The sequence below is a fragment of the Arthrobacter rhizosphaerae genome, from assembly GCF_023062595.1.
In the GTDB taxonomy this organism is placed as follows: domain Bacteria; phylum Actinomycetota; class Actinomycetes; order Actinomycetales; family Micrococcaceae; genus Arthrobacter; species Arthrobacter rhizosphaerae.
In genome coordinates this window covers 58,670-79,793 of the sequence record NZ_JALLAN010000005.1, presented here as the reverse complement: position 1 = coordinate 79,793, position 21,124 = coordinate 58,670, and the positions used below count along the sequence as shown (strand labels likewise).

15 protein-coding genes and 2 tRNA genes are annotated in these 21,124 nt (G+C 61.5%); 5 read left to right on the top strand and 12 right to left on the bottom strand.

Features of this window, described 5'->3' with window-relative positions; translation table 11 throughout:
* Positions 1 to 29 precede the first annotated feature (29 nt).
* Positions 30 to 635, top strand: coding sequence for an ECF RNA polymerase sigma factor SigK (gene sigK, locus MU551_RS08540; protein ID WP_247042515.1), 606 nt, complete (start codon positions 30 to 32; stop codon positions 633 to 635).
* Between the two features lies 1 nt (position 636).
* Positions 637 to 1,437 carry an anti-sigma factor gene (locus MU551_RS08535; RefSeq protein ID WP_247042513.1) on the top strand — a complete coding sequence of 267 codons (801 nt, stop codon included), beginning with the start codon at positions 637 to 639 and terminating at the stop codon, positions 1,435 to 1,437.
* A 5-nt stretch (positions 1,438 to 1,442) separates the two neighbouring features.
* On the opposite strand, the gene MU551_RS08530 is transcribed toward MU551_RS08535, so the two are convergent.
* The 4 genes from MU551_RS08530 to MU551_RS08515 all read right to left on the bottom strand — a co-directional run bounded on the left by MU551_RS08530 (position 1,443) and on the right by MU551_RS08515 (position 6,040).
* The gene (locus MU551_RS08530; protein ID WP_247042510.1) at positions 1,443 to 2,219 is read right to left on the bottom strand and encodes a PIG-L deacetylase family protein; all 777 of its coding nucleotides are present in this window, start codon (positions 2,217 to 2,219) and stop codon (positions 1,443 to 1,445) included.
* Between the two features lie 3 nt (positions 2,220 to 2,222).
* Positions 2,223 to 3,176 (bottom strand): electron transfer flavoprotein subunit alpha/FixB family protein, encoded by a 954-nt coding sequence (locus MU551_RS08525; protein WP_247042509.1) that lies wholly within the window; start codon positions 3,174 to 3,176, stop codon positions 2,223 to 2,225.
* Positions 3,177 to 3,191: 15 nt separating this feature from the next.
* Positions 3,192 to 3,992 carry an electron transfer flavoprotein subunit beta/FixA family protein gene (locus MU551_RS08520; RefSeq protein WP_247043154.1) on the bottom strand — a complete coding sequence of 267 codons (801 nt, stop codon included), beginning with the start codon at positions 3,990 to 3,992 and terminating at the stop codon, positions 3,192 to 3,194.
* A gap of 263 nt (positions 3,993 to 4,255) precedes the next feature.
* Positions 4,256 to 6,040 carry a trypsin-like peptidase domain-containing protein gene (locus MU551_RS08515; RefSeq protein WP_247042508.1) on the bottom strand — a complete coding sequence of 595 codons (1,785 nt, stop codon included), beginning with the start codon at positions 6,038 to 6,040 and terminating at the stop codon, positions 4,256 to 4,258.
* Between the two features lie 285 nt (positions 6,041 to 6,325).
* On the opposite strand from MU551_RS08515, the gene MU551_RS08510 reads away from it, so the two are divergent.
* Both MU551_RS08510 and MU551_RS08505 read left to right on the top strand, forming a co-directional pair.
* Entirely contained in the window at positions 6,326 to 8,371 is a 2,046-nt protein-coding gene (locus MU551_RS08510; protein ID WP_247042507.1) for a TPM domain-containing protein, read from the top strand.
* A gap of 110 nt (positions 8,372 to 8,481) precedes the next feature.
* Positions 8,482 to 9,273 (top strand): PspA/IM30 family protein, encoded by a 792-nt coding sequence (locus tag MU551_RS08505; protein WP_247042504.1) that lies wholly within the window; start codon positions 8,482 to 8,484, stop codon positions 9,271 to 9,273.
* 91 nt (positions 9,274 to 9,364) lie between these two features.
* Here MU551_RS08505 and MU551_RS08500 read toward each other — a convergent pair whose 3' ends face one another.
* The 5 genes from MU551_RS08500 to MU551_RS08480 all read right to left on the bottom strand — a co-directional run bounded on the left by MU551_RS08500 (position 9,365) and on the right by MU551_RS08480 (position 15,366).
* Positions 9,365 to 10,297, bottom strand: coding sequence for a cytochrome b/b6 domain-containing protein (locus MU551_RS08500; RefSeq protein ID WP_247042503.1), 933 nt, complete (start codon positions 10,295 to 10,297; stop codon positions 9,365 to 9,367).
* A gap of 264 nt (positions 10,298 to 10,561) precedes the next feature.
* Positions 10,562 to 10,638: transfer RNA gene (locus tag MU551_RS08495), tRNA-Met, on the bottom strand.
* A gap of 166 nt (positions 10,639 to 10,804) precedes the next feature.
* A tRNA-Met gene (locus MU551_RS08490) sits at positions 10,805 to 10,878 on the bottom strand.
* Positions 10,879 to 11,096: 218 nt separating this feature from the next.
* Positions 11,097 to 14,087: a UPF0182 family membrane protein gene (locus MU551_RS08485; protein ID WP_247043152.1), complete on the bottom strand. Its 2,991-nt coding sequence runs from the start codon at positions 14,085 to 14,087 to the stop codon at positions 11,097 to 11,099.
* A 157-nt stretch (positions 14,088 to 14,244) separates the two neighbouring features.
* Positions 14,245 to 15,366, bottom strand: a complete 1,122-nt coding sequence (locus MU551_RS08480; RefSeq protein WP_247042502.1) for a YlbL family protein — start codon at positions 15,364 to 15,366, stop codon at positions 14,245 to 14,247.
* 237 nt (positions 15,367 to 15,603) lie between these two features.
* Here MU551_RS08480 and MU551_RS08475 point away from each other — a divergent pair, with 237 nt between their 5' ends.
* A complete protein-coding gene (locus MU551_RS08475; protein WP_247042501.1) occupies positions 15,604 to 17,049 on the top strand; it encodes a zinc-dependent metalloprotease in 1,446 nt (481 codons plus the stop codon).
* 46 nt (positions 17,050 to 17,095) lie between these two features.
* On the opposite strand, the gene MU551_RS08470 is transcribed toward MU551_RS08475, so the two are convergent.
* The 3 genes from MU551_RS08470 to nudC all read right to left on the bottom strand — a co-directional run bounded on the left by MU551_RS08470 (position 17,096) and on the right by nudC (position 21,102).
* A complete protein-coding gene (locus tag MU551_RS08470) occupies positions 17,096 to 17,767 on the bottom strand; it encodes a M48 metallopeptidase family protein (protein ID WP_372489821.1) in 672 nt (223 codons plus the stop codon).
* Complete coding sequence (locus MU551_RS08465; protein WP_247042499.1) at positions 17,764 to 19,914, bottom strand: ATP-dependent DNA helicase UvrD2; 2,151 nt, start codon at positions 19,912 to 19,914, stop codon at positions 17,764 to 17,766. The genes MU551_RS08470 and MU551_RS08465 overlap by 4 nt, the downstream gene beginning before the upstream one ends.
* A 96-nt stretch (positions 19,915 to 20,010) precedes the next feature.
* The gene (gene nudC / locus MU551_RS08460; protein ID WP_372489820.1) at positions 20,011 to 21,102 is read right to left on the bottom strand and encodes an NAD(+) diphosphatase; all 1,092 of its coding nucleotides are present in this window, start codon (positions 21,100 to 21,102) and stop codon (positions 20,011 to 20,013) included.
* Positions 21,103 to 21,124: the final 22 nt, after the last annotated feature.

The following is a 21,124-nucleotide window of genomic DNA, read 5'->3' as shown; positions in this document are numbered from 1 at the left end:
CGTCTCCGGCCGACATATGCTTGACGGTGATGGACACTCCCAACGCGCCAAACCCTGAGGCCACAGCCTCGGCTGGCACCAGTGTTGAACTGAACCGCCGTCTGAGCTCCCTGCTCGCCCAGATAGCGGCCGGAAGCCAGCCCGCCTTCGCGGAGTTTTATGAGCTCACCTCGAGGCGTGTGTATGGAATGGCGCGGAGGGTGCTGATCGATGCGGAGCTCAGCGAGGACACCACTCAAGAGGTCTTTCTGCAGGTTTGGCAAAATGCGTCGAAGTTCAACGATGAAGCTGGAAGCCCCCTGGCTTGGCTGATGACCATTTCCCATCGCCGCGCGGTGGACAAGGTGCGCTCCACCCAGTCCGCCACCGACAGGGAAGCCAGGTACGGAGCCCGCAGCCAGGACATTGACCACGACTCCGTTTCGGACGAAGTGGACAGCCGGATGGAGGCAGAGGCCGTAGTGCGATGCCTGGGCACTTTGACTGAAACCCAGCAGGAGTCCGTGCGCCTTGCCTATTACGGCGGACTGACGTACCGCGAAGTAGCCGAAAGGCTGAACGCCGCCGTGCCTACCATCAAATCCCGCATCCGTGACGGACTGATCCGGCTGAAGACCTGTTTGGGTGTGAGTTGAGATGACTGAAAACAACAGCGATCGTGATCCGATGATCTTTTCCGTAGACATTGCCACCGACCTGGCTACCGGACGTGCAGCGGAACTGGCTGAACTCTACGCACTGGACGCCCTCAGCGAGGAGGAGCGGGCGGTGGTGGACAGGCACATAGCGGCAGCGACGCCCGAAGAGCGCCAGGCCTTCAACGATCGTGTGCGCCAGGCACGCGAGACGCTCGCCATAAGTTTTACCGTGGAGGAGGAGCCGCCGTCCGACCTCTTTGGCCGCATCATGGCTCAGGTGCCTGCACAGCAGGAAGCTGCCGCCATCCCCGACGCCTTGGCCGCCGCGCGCCAACGGCGTGAGGAACGGCGCCGGCCCGGCTCAATGAGGAACTGGATCATCGGCGTGGCGGCTGCCGCCGCGCTGGCTTTGGGCGGAGTGGGGATCGGAGCTTATAACGCATACCAGAACGATCCCCTCAACCAGGTACTCCAGGCCCAGGATCTCCGTAAGGCGAGCGTGGGTGTAACAGGCGGTGGCACGGCCAACCTGGCTATCTCGCCGTCGAAGAACGCCCTGGTGGTCACCATGGACGGCGTTCCTGCGCCTCCCGAGGGCAAGGTCTACCAGATGTGGCTGATCCCGAAGGATGGTTCTGCGCCGGTCTCAAAGGGACTCATGGACGCGGAAGCCTTATCGAAGCCCGCGGTGGTTGACGGCATTCAGGCGGCTGCGTCGCTGGGTATTACTGTGGAACCGCTGGGCGGGTCCGGGTCCCCCAGCACCCAACCAGTCGCCGAAGCTACTTTGGGAGCCTGACTCCCTCAGAAGCCGGCGATGGTACTGTCGCCGTTGATTCTGACCACGTGGAAGGCCTCAGCGCTGCGACCTTCTTTCATGCCTCCGCGCTGACCGTTCTGCAACATCATTCCGCGCACGGTTCTGTCCATGGCCTGAACATCGGGATGCTGGCTGGTGTGGACATGAATGGCGGCGAGCTTGTCCTCAACGTGGTCTGTGATGTCCACAAAGTGGTTCTCCCGCTCCTCGGGTCCCGCGAAAAGCCATAGCCACGGCAATTTGTACGCCTCAAGCCCGGCCTCGGCCAATTCAGGATAGGCGAACGGGTTTTCGAGGGCCGGGTACACGGCGCGGGTCACGGCTTCCCCGACCGCCAGATGATCCGGGTGGCTCTTCTGGATCCGGTTCCAGTTACGCTCGGGGTGCATGGAGAGTACGACGTCGGGGCGGACTTCCCGGATCACTTTTACCACTCCCCGCATCACGTCATGCGAGGGTTCCAGGAAACCGTCACGCTCGTGGAGGTAGTGGATCTTAGAGACTCCGACCAAGGCAGCCGCCCGGCGTTGCTCCTCCGCGCGAAGGGCCACAATCGCTTCACGTTGGGAAGGGTCGAACCCTCCAGCGTCGCCGTCGGTCATGATGCAGTAACTGACCTCTACACCTGTCGCGGTCCACGCAGCGACCGTGCCCGCAGCACCGAAGTCGATGTCATCGGGGTGGGCTCCAAAACAGAGGACCCGTTCAACCCGGACAGCAGGGTTGAACGGGCTCTGCGCTGATCCAGGATCAGTGCTCAATCATCAGCCTTTGCGTTTCTTGATTTCCGCGGTTGCCTGCGGCAGGACCTCGAAGAGATCCCCCACAATCCCGAAGTCCGCGATCTCGAAAACAGGAGACTCGGCGTCGTTGTTGATTGCCACGATAACCTTGGCCGTTTGCATGCCGGCCTTCTGCTGCACGGCCCCCGAAATTCCGGCGGAAATGTAAAGCTCGGGAGAAACCGTCTTTCCGGTTTGACCCACTTGGGCGTCGTGGCTGATCCAACCGGCGTCGGTAGCGGCGCGGGAAGCTCCCACTGCTGCGCCCAGTGCGTCCGCCAGTTCCTCCACCGGGCCAAAATCGCCGTCCACGCCACGGCCGCCGGCCACCACAATACGTGCGTCCAGAAGGTCAGGACGCCCGCTGGTTGCCTTGTTGCTTCGTCCGGTGATGCGCGCTGCGTTCGCCGTGGCTGCGGCCGGAACCTCGATGGTGACGGACTCTGGCGTCGTTGCCGTGGGAGCAGGTTCAGGGGTCACCGAGTTCGCTTTGACTGTCAGAATCGAAACCGGCGTGGTGGCGCGGCATACCGTTTTATAGGAGCCAGCCAGCACTGATTTGTGAGCCCCGCCGTCTGCTTCAACTCCTACGACGTCGGTGACTACGCCTGCTCCGAGCTTGATGCCCAGCCTCGCGGCGATCTCCTTGCCGTCCGATGAGTTCTCGATGAGCACTGTGCCTGCACCGGTTGCGGCAACAGCTTCGGCCAGGTAGGCGGCCTTCGGAGCTACGAGGTAGTCATCGAGGTCTGCACTCCCCGGACGGTACACAGCAGTGACCCCGTAGGAACTTAATGCAGCCGCGACGTCGTCGTTGAATTCGCCGTTAAATGCCGCAACCGGCTCGCCGAGCGTCCGGGCAATGGTGAGCAGCTCGAGGCTGCTCTTCTTGAGAGTGGGGCTCTGATTGTCAATGAATACAAGTACATTTGCCATATTCGTGGATTCCCCTTAGAGCAGCTTCTGGGCGGCCAGGAAGTCAACCAGCTGGATGCCGGCGTCGCCCTCGTCGGTGATGATGGTGCCGGCGGTGCGCGGTGGACGCGGTTCGGCATTCTGCACTGCTGTCCAGGAACCGGACAGGCCCACCTCAGCGGGATTGACGCCGATATCCGCGAGGGACAAGGTGATGATGGTTTTCCGCTTCGCAGCGATGATGCCCTTGAAGTTGGGGAATCGCGGCTCGTTGATCTGGTCCGTCACGGACACCACGGCAGGCAAAGGGGCCTCAATGGTGTCGTAGTGGGTGTCGCTGTCGCGCCGGGCGGTAATCCGGCCGGCGGAAATCTCAAGCTCCGACGCGAAAGTCACCTGCGGGAGGCCCAGGCGTTCGGCCAGCTGCGCGGGCACGAGGGAAGTTTCGCCGTCTGTGGAAGCCATACCGGTAAGGATCAGGTCGACGGGGCTGCCAGCACTCAAATACCGGACAGTTGCGGCCAGTGCCAACGACGTGGCCGCAGCATCCGAGCCCGCGAGAGCGTCGTCCTTGAGGTGGACGCCCTCAGTGGCGCCAATCTGCAGCGACTTCTTGATGGCGTTGGCTGCCCCTGCCGGGCCCATACTCAAGGCGATGACCTGGTGGCCGGCTCCCTTGCCGCCTTGGGCCTCTGTCAGTTGCAGGGCGGCTTCGAGCGCATATTCGTCCAGTTCGGACAGGATGCTCTCAGCACGGTCTGTTGTGTAGTCCGCGCCGTTGAGGTGACGGTCCAATTGGGCGTCAGGAACATGCTTGACCAGCACGATGATCTTCAATGTCTCTTCCACTTTCTGTTCAGCGGCACTCCATGTCCATGGAACGCCAGCCGGGTGGGGTCATGTCCGCGGATTTCCCAGGGGTGCGGGTAAATCCTAGCTAACCATATAGCGGCTCATACCCACGGCCTGCGTTAACGCCTGTTTCAGACCCATTTGCCGTCCCGGCCTGGTTCCCCACAAATCGAGCGCCCGCGAGCAGCCGCGGACAAAGCGACGGCGGGGCACCAATGGGCGCCCCGCCGTTGTTCCTGCTCGGTTTTCTATTGTTCAGCCGCTGCTCCGAGCGTCACGTCCAGCTGCTGCTCCTGGCCGCCTCGAAGGATGGTGACCTTGACTGAGGCTCCCGCCGGCTGTTCGCGCACCGCCGCCGTCAGCTGGTTCGGATCACTGATGGCAAGGTCATTGAACTTGGTGACCACATCTCCGACCTTGATCCCGGCCTTGGCTGCGGCCGAACCGGACTCCACGGTGGCCACCTCAGCGCCTACTGAAAACGCTGATGCTGCACTACTTGCTGACTTTGCCTTGACGCTGACGCCGAACTGGCCATGGCTGGCCTTGCCGGTGTCAATGATCTCCTGCGCAACTCGTTTGGCGTGGTTGATCGGAACACTGAAGCCGACGCCGATGTTGCCGCTGCTGCTGGAGTCGCCCCCTGCGGAAGCGATGGCCACGTTCACGCCGATGACTTCACCCTTGCTGTTGACCAACGCCCCGCCGGAGTTCCCCGGGTTGATAGCCGCGTCCGTTTGGATCACGTTGAGGGAGATGGAGCCCTGGTCAGCACTGCTCTGGCCCTGCCCGCCGTCCGGTGGTGCGAACTTGAAGCCGCCTTCGTCGTCGCCCTGGGAATCGTCGCCGCCATCCTTGGGTGCGGCAGACGAGGCGACGCTGATGGTGCGGTTCAGGGTGGAGACGATGCCGTCCGTGACGGTGCCGGTCAGGCCCAGCGGGGATCCAATTGCGACGGCGGTGTCCCCCACGTTGAGCTTTGCCGAGTCGCCCAGCGTAGCCGGGATCAGGCCGGAAGCGTTGTCCACTTTGATGACGGCGAGGTCGGACAACGGATCGGTACCGACGATGCTGGCCGGCAAGACCCGTCCGTCGCTCGTACGCACTTCCACAGTGGCATTGGCGGCCTTGCCGTCAAGCGTCACGACATGGGTATTGGTCAGGATATGGCCCTCGGTGTCAAGAATGATGCCAGATCCCGTTCCGCCTTCTCCGCCACCGGTGGCTTTGATGGTCACGACGCTAGGGGAAGCCTTCTGCGCCGCCGCAGTAATAACGTTGACGTCATCCTTGTTATTGACGATCACGGTGCCCTGCTGGCTGCTGCTGACCGCTGCAGGAGAGTTCTCGTCAAGGAAAGCGTCACTGGCCGCTACAACGCCGCCGCCCACAAGGCCGGCAGCCAAGATGCTGGCAACCAGAGTGCCGACGCCGAAGGTTGCCTTGCGCTTAGGGGCGTTTGCGGGGTGGGATACGTGGGCCGGGCCGTAAGGAGGCTGGGCACCGCTTCCATGTGATCCGCTCTGGGAACCGTAGAACGGCGTGGGCTGCCCATACGGGGATCCGTTGCCTCCGTGCGCGGGGTCGTGGCTTTGGTGGCCGGGCGTGGGGCTTTGGTGGCCAAAAGTCTGGCTGTTCGGCGTGTGGTGACCAGCGTGCTGCCCAGTTGACTGGCCGCTTGACTCGGGGGTTTCCGGCTCGCGGGTCGGAGAGGCGAACTGCGCAGTGGGCGCGTCCTGTGCGGGACCCGCCGGCGGGGCGAACTTCTCAGTGGGGGCACTCTGCCCCTCGCCGCCAGTCGGCACATTCGCATCGGCCGCGTGGCCTATGGCGTAGGGCGGCTGCTGGCTGGCGGGGCCGGCAATGTCGCGAGAGTGTGCAGGACCTCCGACTGAACGCTCTTCGCCTGAGGCCACAGCTCCGGCGTCAGGGGCACCCGGTTCTCCTGCTGCCTTGCGGTACCTGGCGTCCTCGACGCCCGGTTCCAGCGGTTCCCGATTCTCGGGCGAACCGCCTTGTGGGTTCTCAGTCATTGGACTTCCTTTCATCCGTGTCTACATTAACTATGGATGCTGCGACTGAAACTAATGCGGACGTTTGCTGGGAGGTTCCTGAAAGACTCTCTCACTGCTGCCACAAGGCTTTAAGCGCGTTTCGCTGGTGGCATATTCCCTCATGTGGACGGCCCAATAGGTGCACCATAGAATCAAATGGAAATGCCTCAGCGACCCTGCGGCTAGACATGCGTGGGGGCGCTGGTGCTTTCTGTGACGGCTGGTTCAGCCTGGACCGGCCGCGGAAGTGCTGAAGGGTTGCACATGCGGTCAAACTATAGACGTGTTCTCGCCGTGATCGGTCTGGCCGGCTTGCTGGCGCTTCCCGCCACCGCAGCCTGGGCCGAAGATCCGGTGACGCTGAATCCGGCGTCGAAGGTTGCAGATTCTGCCGGCGTGTTGGGGAACCGCAAGGCTGATGTCGAGGAAGCCATTAAGAAACTGGGGACCGACCATCAGTTGAACCTCTACGTGGTTTACGTCAAGTCCTTCACCAACCCGGACGACTCGGCCCTTTGGGGCCAGGCAGTCGCAGAGAAAGCGAAGCTGAGCTCCAACTCGCTGGTCCTCTCCATAGCTACCGATGCACGCAAATACCAGCTGACCAAACACAGTGCCAGCAAGATAACCAACGAGCAGCGTCAGAAGGTACTTGATTCCGCCGTCTACCCGCAGGTTCAGAACGGTGACTATGCTCAAGCGGCCGTTAACGCAGCGGCAGCCATCGGTGATGCGGCCGGTGGTGGAAGCGGTACAGTTCCGTCCGGCGGCGGCGCCGGAACGGCTGTCCTCGTTGGAACCGGAGTGGTTGCGGCCGGTGGCGTAGGAACGTACCTGTATCTCCGCAATCGACGGAAAAAAGCTTCCCAGGCATCCAGCGCCAGCTACGGCCCCCAGGGTGCCGAGCTTGACCCCCTGGCTTCGCTGACCGTCGAGGAGTTGCGCCGAAAGAGCGGTTCCCTCCTGATCGAGGCTGATGACGCCATTAAGTCCAGCGAGCAGGAACTCGGTTTCGCCGAGGCCCAGTACGGCGAGTCGGCAGTTGGCAATTTCACCAAGGCCTTGCAGGACGCCAAGGGCCACATGTCCGAGTCCTTCAAACTGCAGCAGCAACTGGATGACCACATTCCGGACACCGAGGAGCAGCAGCGCACCTGGCTGGGCGAGATCATCCGCCGCTCCGAAGCTGCTCTGGCTTCTCTCCGGGAACAGAAGGCAGACTTCGATTTGCTGCGGGAATTGGAGAAGACCGCACCTCAGGCTCTTGCCGCGGTGAATGCAGGAGCCCGAGAAGCAGAGGCGAAAATCGCCAACTCCGAACAGACCTTGGCGGGCCTCAGGGCCAAGTACGCAGACAGCGCCCTGGTGCAGGTCTCGGATAACATCACCCAGGCCAAGGAACGCCTCGCCTTCGTTCAGAATGCCACCGAGACGGCCCAGGAGAAGCTTGGCGTCGGTGAAGGAAGCCTCGCGGCTGCGGCAGTACGTGCTGCCGAAGAGGGCCTACACCAGACGAATGTTCTGATCGATGCCATATCCAAGGTGTCCGGCAGCCTCGACGAGGCCCGTAACGGACTGGAAGCCGCCGTCGTGGACATCTCCCAGGATCTGGCCCAGGCCAAGGCGATGATTCAGCAGGGGGCCCATTCGGAGCTGGCTGGACCTGTAGCGCGTGTCGAAGCTTCACTGGCTCAGGTGAAAGAGGAAATCCAAGGGGGCAAGATCGATCCCATCGCAACCTTGGAGCGCGTGGAGGCTGCCCATCAGTCCTTGGACCAGTCGCTCAGCGGCATCAGGGACCAGCAGGAACAGGCCCGCCGGGCACAGGCTTCCCTTCAGCAAACCATCATGTCCGCCCAGGCCCAGATCAGCGCTACGTCGGACTACATCACGGCGCGCCGTGGAGGAGTGGGGACCGAGGCGCGTACGCGCCTGGCTGAGGCACAGCGGAACCTTGACTATGCCCTGTCCATCTCCAGGAACGATCCCGTCACCGCCCTGACCTACGCCCAGCAAGCCCACGCTTTGGCTGCCCAGGCAGCCCAGCTGGCCCAGACCGACGTCGACCATTTCGGTGGTTACGCGAATCAGGGCTACGGGGGTGGCGGGATGTTCGGCGGAGGAGGAGGCGGCGGCTTGGGTGGCGCCATTCTCGGTGGAATCCTCATCAACTCCATCCTCAACGGCGGAGGCGGCGGCTGGGGCGGCGGCCACAGCGATGGTGGAGGGTGGGGCGGAGATTCCGGCGGCTTCGGCGGAGACTCCGGCGGTGGCTGGGGAGGAGACTCTGGCGGCGGTGGAGATTTCTAGCCCTGAATGACTAGGCGCCGAATGGGCTTGCTCCTTGAGGCGGATAGAGCGGTACATCAACTGTTCACTGAAATCAGTGAGAACAACCGAGCAGGACGAAAGGTAACACCATGGTTAAGCAGTCCATTTTCGGCCGCATGGCGCAGCTTGCGAAGGCGAATATCAACTCCCTGTTGGACCAGGCCGAGGATCCGCAGAAGATGCTGGACCAGATGGTCAGGGACTACTCCAACAACATCGCCGAGGCTGAATCTGCGGTTGCGCAAACTATTGGCAACCTGCGGATGCTCCAAGACGACTACAACGAAGACGTCAAGAACGCTCAGGACTGGGGCAACAAAGCCTTGGCCGCTTCACGCAAGGCGGATGAGTACCGAAGCGCCGGCAATGCTGCTGATGCCCAGAAATTCGATAACCTCGCCAAGGTAGCACTGCAGCGCCAGATCTCCTCAGAGAACGAAGCGAAGTCTGCGGAGCCCAGCATTGCGTCCCAAACTGAAGTTGTGGACAAGCTCAAGTCCGGCCTGGACATGATGAAGGGCAAGCTCAACGAGCTCACCAGCAAGCGCAACGAGCTGGTTGCCCGGTCCAGGACTGCCGCCGCACAGTCCCAGGTCCACGACGCTCTTAAGAGCATCGATATCATGGACCCCACCAGTGAAGTGGGTCGCTTTGAACAAAAGATCCGTCGGGAAGAAGCCAAGGTCCGTGGCCAGCAGGAACTGGCAGAATCCAGCCTGGACTCACAGTTCAACCAGCTTGAGGACCTCGGCGAACAGACCGAGATCGAAGCGCGCCTGGCCGCTCTGAAATCCGGCGGCGCGAAGCCTGCCATCGCCGCCGGAAACGGCTCCAGTGCATCCGAATCAACTGTCGAGGAAGCAGACTTCGACAAGCTCTAGAAAATGTCTCGCGGCTGTCCGCCTGCGAAGTAAAGGCAAAGTGAAGGCCGGGGTTCCAACGGAATCCCGGTCTTCAGTCTTGGAAAATGCGCTAGCGGGTGACCTTGCCCATAAGGGAAGCTATCGGGCGCAGGAAGAGCGGCCTGGCGAGGAACCAGGCGCCGACCATGACGGCTACAGAGACTGCGAATATCCAGAAGCCCACCCAGTTCTCGTCGTCGCTCCCGCCGTACATGTGGTTCAGGTTCCGCAACGCCCCTGTGGCCAGAACCAGGAAAACATGGACCGCGATAAAGGCAACGAAGTAGATCATGACGGGGAAGTGCACTGCCCTTGCCGCCTCGATCGGGAAAAGCCTGTTGAGCGTGGGCGCTTTTTTCGGCCAGACCGACGACATCCTCAAACCCGTGACGAAGGCAAGCGGTGCTGCGATAAAGACTGTGGCAAAGTACGTCAGCAGCTGAAGTGCGTTGTAGTTTATCCAGCCGTTCTCAGTGGGCCAGTTCAGCGACGCATACTGGAGCGCAGCCGAAAGCGCGTTGGGGAAGACGTCCCATGATGTAGGAACAATCCGCATCCACTGACCCGTAGCGAACAGAAGGATGGCGAAGACTACGCCGTTCAGGATCCACAGGACGTCCAAGGTGAGGTGGAACCATAGATCCAGGCTGATTTTGCTCGGGGGGTTCTTGGTCCTGATGAACCCCTTGTTGTTCCTGGTCCAGTGTGCAGCGGGCCTCGCTGTGGTGCGGACCTGCCACCCCGTACGGATGATGAGAAGGAGGAAGAAGCCGTTCAGGAAATGCTGCCAGGCGAGCCAGGCAGGAAAGCCAACCGGAGCCCCGCTCGGGAGCTCTGAATGGCCGGGGTACTGCTCAAGAAAGTCTTTGACCCCGGGCAGCCCCGTCAGCCACTTCGTCAGAAGCACGATCAAGAGCAAGGCAACCAACGCTGCCGGTACGGCCCAATAGCGCTGCACCCACTTGCTCTTCGCGGTTCCGGACTTCTTCGTTGGCACTGACATCGAAAAGCATTCCTCTCGAGAATGATCGACCGATAGTAATTGCTGCTTGCTTCCGCCGGCGGCAGGAGCGCACGGTCTATGCTGACCGCCTTAATAGCTTGGATCATCAAAGGTCGTCGGAGCGAAATATGGCGAGTGCTTCAGTCATGCCCCGCAACATATTCTTCCCCGGCATCCTGCGATCGAGAATACTAGGAAATGCTACTAAATGAGGGATCCAAAGGAGAGGCCCCGACCGGTCGTATTGCCGGTCAGGGCCTCTAGTGGTTGCGGGGACAGGATTTGAACCTGTGACCTCTGGGTTATGAGCCCAGCGAGCTACCGAACTGCTCCACCCCGCGTCGCAAGATCAAGCCTACCCTAGATTTAGGGCCGGAAAGTCCACGTCGGAGATGAGCCCACTCCAGCGGCAGGCACCGCTCCCGCACTGGCCCGAATTCTTCAATCGGGTTGTTAAAGCAGAAAGTCCGGAATGCTTTTTCAAGCATTCCGGACCTTCCTTTTCAGTTGCGGGGACAGGATTTGAACCTGTGACCTCTGGGTTATGAGCCCAGCGAGCTACCGAACTGCTCCACCCCGCGTCGCAAGATCAACTCTACCCGGCGCCCAACGGGAGGCCAAATCGAAGCGGGGTGATGTACGTCTCCGCCCAGGGACTGCTCGTGTTGAGGCCCGGAACGCCCGAGGCTGGGAACACCCGTAGCCGGGACGATGAAGGCCGGCTCTGCCACCACGTTGTGGAGGGAGAACCGGCCTTCTGTTAGTGCCGCGTCGCTACAGCCCGCTAGGGCATGCGGGGTCAGCCGGTGGGGCTGGGTGAGGGTGTCGGCGTCGCTGTGGCTGTCGCAGATGCTGTTGGCGAAGTAGCGGGCGCTGCTCCGGGAACAGCCAACTTAGCCTCCGCATCGATTGCCCTCTTCAACGCTTCGGACAGTTTCTTCTGCTGCTCGCCATAGGCCGCAAAATCGCCGTCAGCCAGTGCTGCCTGGCCGGCTGTGATGGCGGCATTCGCTGCCTCCAGTGCCGCCTTCAGCTCTGCCTTGGCATCCGTGGTGCCCGGCGCCGGAGGGGTTGTACCGCCCGGAGCAGGAGGAGCCTGGCCATTGTTGGCGGAGTCGCCTGCAGCAGCACCTGAATCGCCTCCGAACAGCTGCTTCAGGGCTGCGTCCAAGGTGGGAGCAAAGCCTATCTTGTCACCGAAGGCTACGAGCACGCGCTGAAGCGTGGGGTAGGAGGTCTCGCCCGTGGACTTGAGGTAAACCGGCTGGACGTAGAGGATACCGCCGCCCACAGGCAACGTCAGCAAGTTTCCATTGAGCACATCAGAAGCGCCTTGACGCAACAGGTTAAGGGCTTGCGACACAGTTGGATCAGAGTTGAACTTATTCTGCGCCTGTCCCGGACCGGGCACCTGAGTTTCCGGCGGAATCTCCAGCAACCTCAACTTGCCATAGCTCTCCGCCTTGACGCCCTTCTCTTTGCCGGCATCCGAGTCAGCGGCCAAGAAGCCATAAAGCACATTCCTTGCACTGCCATCAACGATCTGGGGAATGAACGAGGATGTGAGCTGGAATGCTGAATTTTCCTGATCCGGCATCTGGAGCGACATGTAGAACGGAGGCTGCTTCACCTCGCGCTCCACGGTTGGATCATTGGGCACGCTCCATACGTCATCGCCTTGGTAAAAGCTATCGGGCTGGGTGACGTGGTAGCGGCCTAGAAGCTCACGTTGAACCTTGAATAGGTCCTCCGGGTACCTAACGTGACTCATCACGTCTCCGGACATTTCGGAGTAGGGCTTCAGTGATGCTGGGAAGACCTTCTGCCAGGCCTTCAAGACCGGATCCTGGTCGTCCCACGCGTATAGCTCCACCGAGCCGTCGTAGGCGTCGACAGTTGCCTTCACCGAGTTGCGGATGTAGTTCACAGAGCTGTTGGGCAACGCTACAGACCTTCCGGCCACCGTCTGCGAGTCCGCAGTTGCTTCAGAAAGCTGCTCCTGCTGTGAATACGGGTAGTACTGGCTGGTGGTGTACCCGTCAACGATCCACTTCACTCGTCCATCTACAACCGCAGGATAAGCGTTCCCATCCACCGTCAGGTAGGGCGCTACTTTTTCGACCCGCTCACGGGGACTACGTTCGTACAGAATCTGCGACTCGGAGTTCACAGCGTCGGACAGCAGGAGGTCAGAGGACTGGAACTTTATTGAGTAGAGGATCCTGTTCAAGAAATTGCCCACGTTTGGGCCGCCGTTGCCTGTGAAGGTGTACTGGGTGTCCCCACCGCCTTCTCTCGCCGAGGGACGGTCCTGTTCACGATGCGGTGAGCCGTCCGGCGCCCCGACAATGGAGTATTCAGGGGAGTTCTCGCCGAAGTAGATACGCGGCTCGTATGTGGAGTCATCCCCAAGCACGCCCGTGGAAGGGATACCTGCCTGCAGGAAGTCCGGCTTTCCGTCCACTGTGAACTTGTTGCCCTTGGCGGCAACCACGCCGTAACCGTGGGTGTAAACGGCATGCGTGTTCAGCCACGACTGCTGGTTTGCGCTCAGCCCGCCTGGATTGAGTTCGCGGACCGCAATAACGGTGTCCTGGACTTTGCCGTCCACCTCATAGCGGTCCACGTTCAATGTCTCAGGGAATGTGTAGTACGGCCTGTACTGCTCCAGCTGCGCAAATGCGTCCGAGATCAGGTTTGGATCGAGGAGGCGGATGTTCTGCGTTGTCTGGGCGTCCGGGGCCAAAGCACCTGATGTTGCCGTATTGGTGGCGTTGTACCGTTCCACCTGAATCTTGTCCAGACCGTAGGCTGTCCTGGTCATTCCGATGTTCCGCTCGATGAATTCCTTCTCGAGGGTCTGTTCGGATGGCCGGACCTGGAATTGCTGGATCACCCACGGATAAACTCCACCCGCAAGAATGGAAGTGATAACCAACATTGCAGTGCCAATGACAGGCAACCGCCACTTGCCGATGATCGCAGCGACGATGAAGAGGATCGCAACCAGGACGGCTGCCACGGCGAGGATCGCCTTTGTGGGAATGACCGCGTTGACGTCGGTGTAGAGCGCTCCCGCCCAGCGTCCGCCGTTGTTTTGGAGGGCGGTATACCTGTCCAGCCAGAAGTTCACGCCCAGCAGCAGAAGGAACGTTCCGCCGGTTACAGCAAGATGGATCTGCGCTGCCCTGCTGGTAAAGATGCCACGTTCCATGATGCGGATACTGCCGTACAGGTAGTGAGTCAGAATCCCAGCGATACCTGCGACAACAGCCACACTGATCAGGAAACCCGTGACGAATCCCAGGAACGGCAAGGTCATGAGGTAGAAGCTGATGTCCAGACCAAATTCGGGATCAGTTTGACCGAACTGAACCTGGTTGAAGTACAGGAGGACTTTCTGCCACTGGCTTGCAGCGGCACTGCCGGCAAAAAGGCCAAAGAGTATGGGGAGGCCGATCATCACCACCCGGCGCACTGGTTCAAGCTGCGCCTGATAGCGGTTCAAGTTGTCCCGTATTTCCGCGTCAGGAGCGTAAACAGGCCTGGCGTTGTAGGCCACCCGGATGGCGAAGTACATAGCAGCCGCCATGACGGCGAATCCCGCAACAAATATGCCGATGCGGGCCAGGTTCTCCGTCAGGAAGACTTCAAAGTATCCGAGCTGCTGGTACCACAGGACATCCGTCCAGGTGTTGGCGAAGAAGATGAATCCGACCACAACCAAGGCAACAACGATCAGGGTGGGTGTCAGGGCGCTGCGCCTCGACTGAGTGGTTGTGGGCGGCATGGAGCTGGCGGGACGGGACAAACTTTGTACCTCATAGCTGGTCGTCTGAATCGCGGGTGTTGCTGGAGTGGTGCAGGTGCCGGCTCCCGTCCTCAGACTGGCGCTGACTGGTTATATATGCCACGAGTGGCAGTGGAGCTAAGTTCCTCGATTTAGTCTAGTCGGTGGTGCACGTCGGGAGGGCGGCCGTGTCCTGTCCGGCGCCGACCAACTCGACCGCTTTCTTCGCCTCGGCCAGATTCTCGATTTTCACCACCCGGAGGCCATCGGGAATATGGCCCAGAACCTGCTCACAATTTGCCGCCGGGGCAAGGAAGACGGTGGCGCCGGCACGTTGTGCACCCACCATCTTTTGCCCTATGCCTCCAATCGGGCCCACTGATCCATCGGGGGAAATGGTCCCGGTTCCGGCAATCTTCCGGCCGCCGGTGAGGTCGCCGGGAGTCATGGTGTCCACAATGCCCAAAGCGAACATCATGCCGGCGCTCGAACCTCCCACCTCTTGCAGGGAGATGGTTACCTCAACGGGAAAAGTGAAATCGTATTGCAGTTGGACGCCCAGGATGTAGCGTCCCGCGGCGTTCTTACCTGGGGTGATCGTTTCGGTGACACTGTTGCCGTTACGGTCAACGACGACGGTGACCGGCTGCCCTGCCTCTGCTGCCAGTTCATCCTGAATAACCTTCAAGGCCGTCACGGGTTTTCCCCCGACGGACACAAATACGTCGCCGGGTTCCAGTTTTCCTTGCGAGGGAGAGGACTCCGGAACGCCGGCTATCTTCAGCTTCTGGTCAAAGGGGATGTCGAGCTCGTTCAAGGCTGCAGCCACCGCGTCCTCCTGGGACGTAGCCATCGCCACGGCGTTTTCCTGGTCCGACTGTTCTTTGGTGACGCCCTCGGGGTAGATCATTTCGACGGGATAGACGGCCTTCGACTTGTCCACCCAGGCGGCAAATGCCGATAGCACTGAGACGTACCCTTCAGGACCGCCCTCGACGTAGACCGTGGTGAGATCGAGGTTTCCATTCGCCGGGAAGGTTTCGCGTCCCTTAACACTAATGACGGGTTTCCCGGCCTTGTCCACACCGATGGTGTTGTACGTCGGGCCGGGAGTTTCCACCACGTAGGGCACGGGAAGGGTGAATAGCCCGATGCCCAGCACGAGTGTCAGCACGGCCGAGACAGCCATCGCCGTGAACCTGTTGTCCTCTGGCGGTGTACTGCCTTCGAGGCCGGATTCGGGCCAGCCCGCGTGTTGGTCACCCTCAGTTAGCGTCAATGAAGAACCTCTCCCCTACCGGCTTTCGACCCTCGGGAGCGCCGCTGTCAGCGCTACTCATCACAGGGTCACGCGCAATCACAGGCGTGCCTATATGTCCAGCCTCTAACATTACGCGGTCTATCTGCGGGGAGGCTCTTTGCCTAGAGCGAACGAAGCACGCTTTCGGCAGACAGCCTGTCGTTGGCCGGGGTACCGTGAACTTGATCAACAGTCACACCGACGATCGGCGGGATCATGACCTCCAACCCACTCAATCCGTCCAATGGCGACGAGAACCCGAAGGATCCGCTGGCAGAGATGCTGCAGAACCTGATGGGTGGCAAGGGTATGGGCAATATCGATCCCGCGGAACTTGCCAAAGCAGCAGGCCTTCCCGAGGACCCGAACCTGCTGGCCCAGATGTTTTCGCAGGTCCAGGCCATGATGAGCGCTTCCTCAGAAGGTCCTGTCAACTGGCAACTGGCTCACGAGAACGCCCGTAGAGTAGCGGCCAGCGGCTCAGACCCGTCAGTAACCTCGCAGCAGTCCCGCGAAATCGATGAAGCTCTTCGCCTTGCCGAGCTGTGGCTTGACCAGGTCACTGAGCTTCCGGCTACAGGGCTCATCGGCCGGGCCTGGTCCCGCGCAGAGTGGGTTGAAGAAACCCTCGGCACGTGGAAGCGGCTTACGGAACCCGTGGCAAACAGCATCGCCAACGCCCTGACGAACGCTTTGAGCGGTCAGCTTCCCGAGGAAATGAAGTCCATGATGGGTGGCGCTTCCTCGATGCTTCAGAACATGGGCGGGGCAATCTTCGGCATGCAGTTGGGTCAGGCCATCGGCGCCCTCTCAGCCGAAGTGGTCAGCTCTACCGACATCGGGGTTCCCCTGGCCGATCTGGAGATGGCACTGCTGCCCGCCAACGTGGCAAAGTTTGGTGAGGGGCTCAGCCTGCCTGAGGGAGACATCCGCCTATTCCTTGCGGTCCGCGAGGCTGCCCATGCCCGGCTGTTCGTGCAGGTGCCGTGGCTTCGTGGGCATCTCCTGGGAGCCATTGAGGCCTACGCCCGCGGGATCCATATCGACATGACCAAGATTGAAGAGCTGGCGAGGGAACTGGATCCCGGCAATCCTGAAGGTATCCAGGAGGCACTCTCCCAGGGAGTCTTTATGCCCCAGCGGACACCTGCCCAGGAACAGGCCCTTGAGAAGCTGGAAACCGCTCTGGCCTTGGTTGAAGGGTGGGTGGATGAGCTCACTGCGGCGGCCACGGAGAAGATGCTTCCGTCAGCCTCTGCGCTTCGCGAGACGGTCCGGCGCCGGCGGGCAACCGGAGGCCCCGCCGAACACGCCTTCTCCTCATTGGTGGGACTCGAGTTGCGTCCGCGCCGGCTCCGTGAAGCTGCCACCCTCTGGGCCTCCCTAAAGGCCGAGCGGGGCGTTGCCGGCAGGGACGCCATATGGCATCACCCCGATTTGCTTCCCACAGCCGAGGACCTTGATGATCCGCAAGGCTTCAGCAGCCGCCGCAAACTTGCAGAGGCCAGTGAAACGGAAGTGGACGACGCGCTCCAAAAGTTGCTGAGCGGCGGGTTTGATAAGGATGAGCAGGGGAAGCCGGAAAGTTCAGCTGAAGCTGAAGTCAACGACGACGACACCGGGGATGACTCCAACGACGACGCCGGCAACGCCAAGAGCTGACGGGTTTCCGGGCAGCCCGAAAAGACCCGGGTTAGTCCGCAGCTGTTCAGTCAGCGTCGGCGAAGCCTGGATCCACAGCGCCTGACGGTGCGCAGCCGTCTGACGGCTCCCCGTCCGAGGGCGCCCCGATGCCGCGGGATGTGGCAAAGGAAACACCCTCCAGGAAGGCTTTAGCTCGGCCCGTCTCCGGATAGGACTCCAACAACCGCCAGAAGGCGGCATTGTGTCCGGCAACCAGTAGGTGGGCCAGTTCATGGAGCAGGACATAGTCAATAACCCATTGGGGCATCGGTCGGAGCTTGTCCGACAACCTGATGGTGCCATCGGATGGAGTCGCTGAGCCCCACCTCGAGTTCTGGTTGCTGACCCAGCGAACAGACGTAGGAACCGCACGTCCCGCCAAGTAGCGTGCAGACAAAACCGCAGCATGGGCCGCCAGTGCGGTGTCTGTGGCGGGCTTCCGTTTCCCGGCGCCCTCCGACCGACGCAAACCCTGGCGTCGGAGTTTGTCCAGCATCCGGCCGACCCACTCCTTCTCCTGCGCCCGGCTGAAGTGCGCCGGGATCGCCACGACGGCTTTGCCGTCTTCCCAAAAAGCAGCGACAGTCCGACGACGGCGGGCCGAGCGGCGGACGACCACCGGCGCGCCGTCGTGCGTCATCTCCGAATCCGCTTCCCCGGGGGTTTCCGGCTTTTCCCGCGGGCCTTTCGGAGTCATGCGGTGCTGCTTTCCACCAGCACCGCCAGGACAGCCTGGCCATAGCGTTCGAGTTTGGAAGGACCAACACCCGCAAGTTGCGCCAGTTCTTCCAAGGACGACGGGCGTGCCTCAGCAATGGCCGTCAGCGTCGCATCCGTGAAGACGACGAATGCCGGTACGTCGGCGGTCAGCGCAACGTCCTTCCGCCATTGCCGTAGTGCCTCGAAGGTCTGTTCCTCGTAGCTGGGCGGGCACTGGCTGCAACGGCCCACCTTACGTTCGGCTCCTGTTGACAGCATGCTTCCGCACGCCCTGCACATGGACGGTACAGCGGCTTTCCGGCGCGGCGCTGCTCCTGTGCCCCTGGTTGAGGAAGTGACTACGGAATCCGGCCTCAAACCGTCAAGAAAGCGGGACGGTTTGCGGTTGGCCCGGCCGCCCGGCGTCCTGGCAGAGGACCAGGACAGGGACAGGTGCTCGCGTGCGCGGGTGATGCCGACGTAGAGGAGGCGGCGTTCCTCGTCCACCGCCTCCGGGGTATCGGCGAAGGAAATCGGCATGAGCCCTTCGCTCAGACCGACAAGGAACACGGCGTCCCATTCCAGGCCCTTGGCCGCGTGCAAAGACGCCAGCGTGACGCCCTGAACCGTAGGCGCATGCTGGGCGAGGGAACGCTCCTGCAACTCGTTGACGAAGTCGGAAAGATTGAATTGTGGCCCACGGCTGAGCACCAGTTCGTCGGCCAGCGCAACCAAAGCAGCCAACGATTCCCAGCGTTCCCGTAAAGCCCCGCCGCTGTGCGGTGCAGAGTCTGTGTACCCCAGGGAAGCCACGATGTCCCGTACGAGCTGGCCGAGCGGTTCCGCTGCGGACGACTCCGCCGCGGCCCTGGTGGCAGCGCGCAGTTGGAGGATGGCGTCGCGGACTTCCTTGCGGGCAAAGAACCGCTCCCCGCCTCTGAGTTGGTAACCGATGCCTGCAGAGGCGAGCGCCTGCTCATACGCCTCCGATTGCCCGTTTGTCCGGAACAGGACTGCGATCTGGCTTGCAGGCACGCCGGAGTCCAGGAGTGCGCGGATCTTCCCGGCCACAGTGGCTGCCTCCGCTTCATCGTCCGCGCATTCAGTGAACTGAGGAACGGGTCCCGGCGCCCGCTGGGCCACGAGCTTCAGGGGTGCAGCCCAAGCCGCATCTGCTGCCGGTCCCCCGCTCCGACGGTTGGCAAGAAGGTCGTTCGCCAGTTTCACCACCTGCGGCGTGGAACGGTAGTCGCGGATAAGCTTGACCACGTTCGCCGTCGGATACATCGTCTTGAAGCCCAAAAGGTGTTTCGGCGATGCGCCGGTAAAGGAGTAAATGGTCTGGCTGGCGTCTCCCACAACGCACAATTCGTCGCGTCCGCCCAGCCAGAGCTCCAGGAGTCTTTGCTGAAGCGGCGAGACGTCCTGGTACTCGTCAACCACGAAATGCCGGTATTGCTCGCGAACGGTCGCTGCCACCTTCGGATCCTCCTGAAGGATCCCTACAGTGATGAGAAGGACATCCTCGAAGTCGATGACATTCCGGTCCGTCTTTACGTCCTCATAGGACTGGAAAACCCGTGCGACGGCGGTGAGGTCGAACCCGCCAGGGGCCCCTCTGTCCTGCGCATTCTCCAGGTAGTTGGCGGGCGTAAGCATTGAGACTTTGGCCCATTCAATTTCAGATGCCAGGTCACGAATGGACGCCCGGTCCGTGCTCAGCCGAAGGCGCCGCGCCGCCTCCGCAATCATCTGCGCCTTATGATCCAGCAGATTCGGCAACGCTCCCCCCACTGCCTGCGGCCAGAAAAACTGGAGTTGCCTCAAAGCGGCTGCGTGGAAAGTCCGGGCCTGGACATTGCCGACTCCGAGGTCGCGGAGCCTGCTCCGCATTTCCGCCGCTGCCCGGGCGGTAAAGGTGACTGCCAGCAGCCGTTGGGGGCTGTAAACACCGGAATGCACGCCGTAGGCGATTCTGTGTGTGATCGCCCTTGTCTTTCCCGTTCCCGCACCTGCAAGCACGCAGAGGGGTCCGTTCAAGGTGCTGGCGACTTCACGCTGTTCGTCATCCAGGCCGCTGAGGATACGCTCCTCAAGGGTTGCGCCATCGAGGGGCGCTGTTCCGTCCAGGTTTTCTGTTGTCACTTCTGCTGCTCAATTGATGGATGGGCGATGATCGGTGGTGCGCATTGATGTCATGGGAAGCTGCGGTTCAATGGCGCGTTCAAGAGTACAGCCCTTTCAGGAATCGGCCGGGCGGTCCTCGATCAATCCGCCGTACCAGTGCTCAATGAGGGACCTCGAGATGGACAGCCTGCTCGAAATAACGATCTCGCCCCGGAGTACTGCGTCCTGGAGCTCTGCACGGTTAAACCAGCGGGCCCTGGTGACTTCAACGCCGTCGGGCCGTGGCTCGACGTCCTGGGTTAAGGCAGTAAAGCCCAGCATTAGTGAGGCTGGGAAGGGCCAGGGCTGTGAGCCGAGGTACTGGCAGGCAGTTACGCGGACCCCTACTTCTTCATAGATTTCCCGGACCACGGCCTGTTCAAGGGATTCCCCCGGCTCCACAAACCCAGCGAGGGTTGAGTAGTTTTTGGCATCCACTGGACCCCCGCCGCCAAGAAGCAGCCGGTCGTCCGGGCCAATCACCGTGACGATGATCGCCGGATCTGTCCGGGGATAATGCTCAGAGCCATCCGCAGGGCACCGGCGGACCCAGCCGCCGGCCTCAACAATGGTCATGGCTCCGCAGCGGGGACAGTGTGTATGGGTGCTGTGCCAGTTGGCAATTGCGCTTGCCTCGACGAACAGCGAGGTATGCAGCGCATCCAACTGCGCCGCTACATCCCGAAACCCAGCCCACTCCGCTTCCTTCGGGATACCCGGGCTGCCAGGAGCCACGGTATCTGCCAGGACAAAAAGGACGATCCCGGTGCCCGGGGCGATGTGTTCATCCTCCACTGGGGATCCGAGATAAATGGTGTACTCGGGCTGCACGCCCGCCTGGGCCAGGCTTTGCGCCAGGGAGGCAGCATCGAGGAGTACAAGATGGTTTGCCTGTACCAGTGCTTTCCTGCCAGCGAGGATCATGGCCAGGGCGTTTCCCGATTCGATGAGGGCCTGCACCATTCCTGGTTTGAGGCGCTCCGAGGACCCACGGTCCATGAGGGCCGGGCGGACGGGAAGAACGTTGTCCGTTAAGTAGTTGGCCCTGCTGGAGTCTGCCGGAAGCCCGCCCGGCTCCTGCCATTCCGGCGCCCGGTGTTGGAGGGGCGCAGGTCCATGCTGCGGTGCGGGTCCGTGCTGCGGTGCAGGTGGCTCAGCAAGACTCATGTACCTACCGTACTGATTCGGG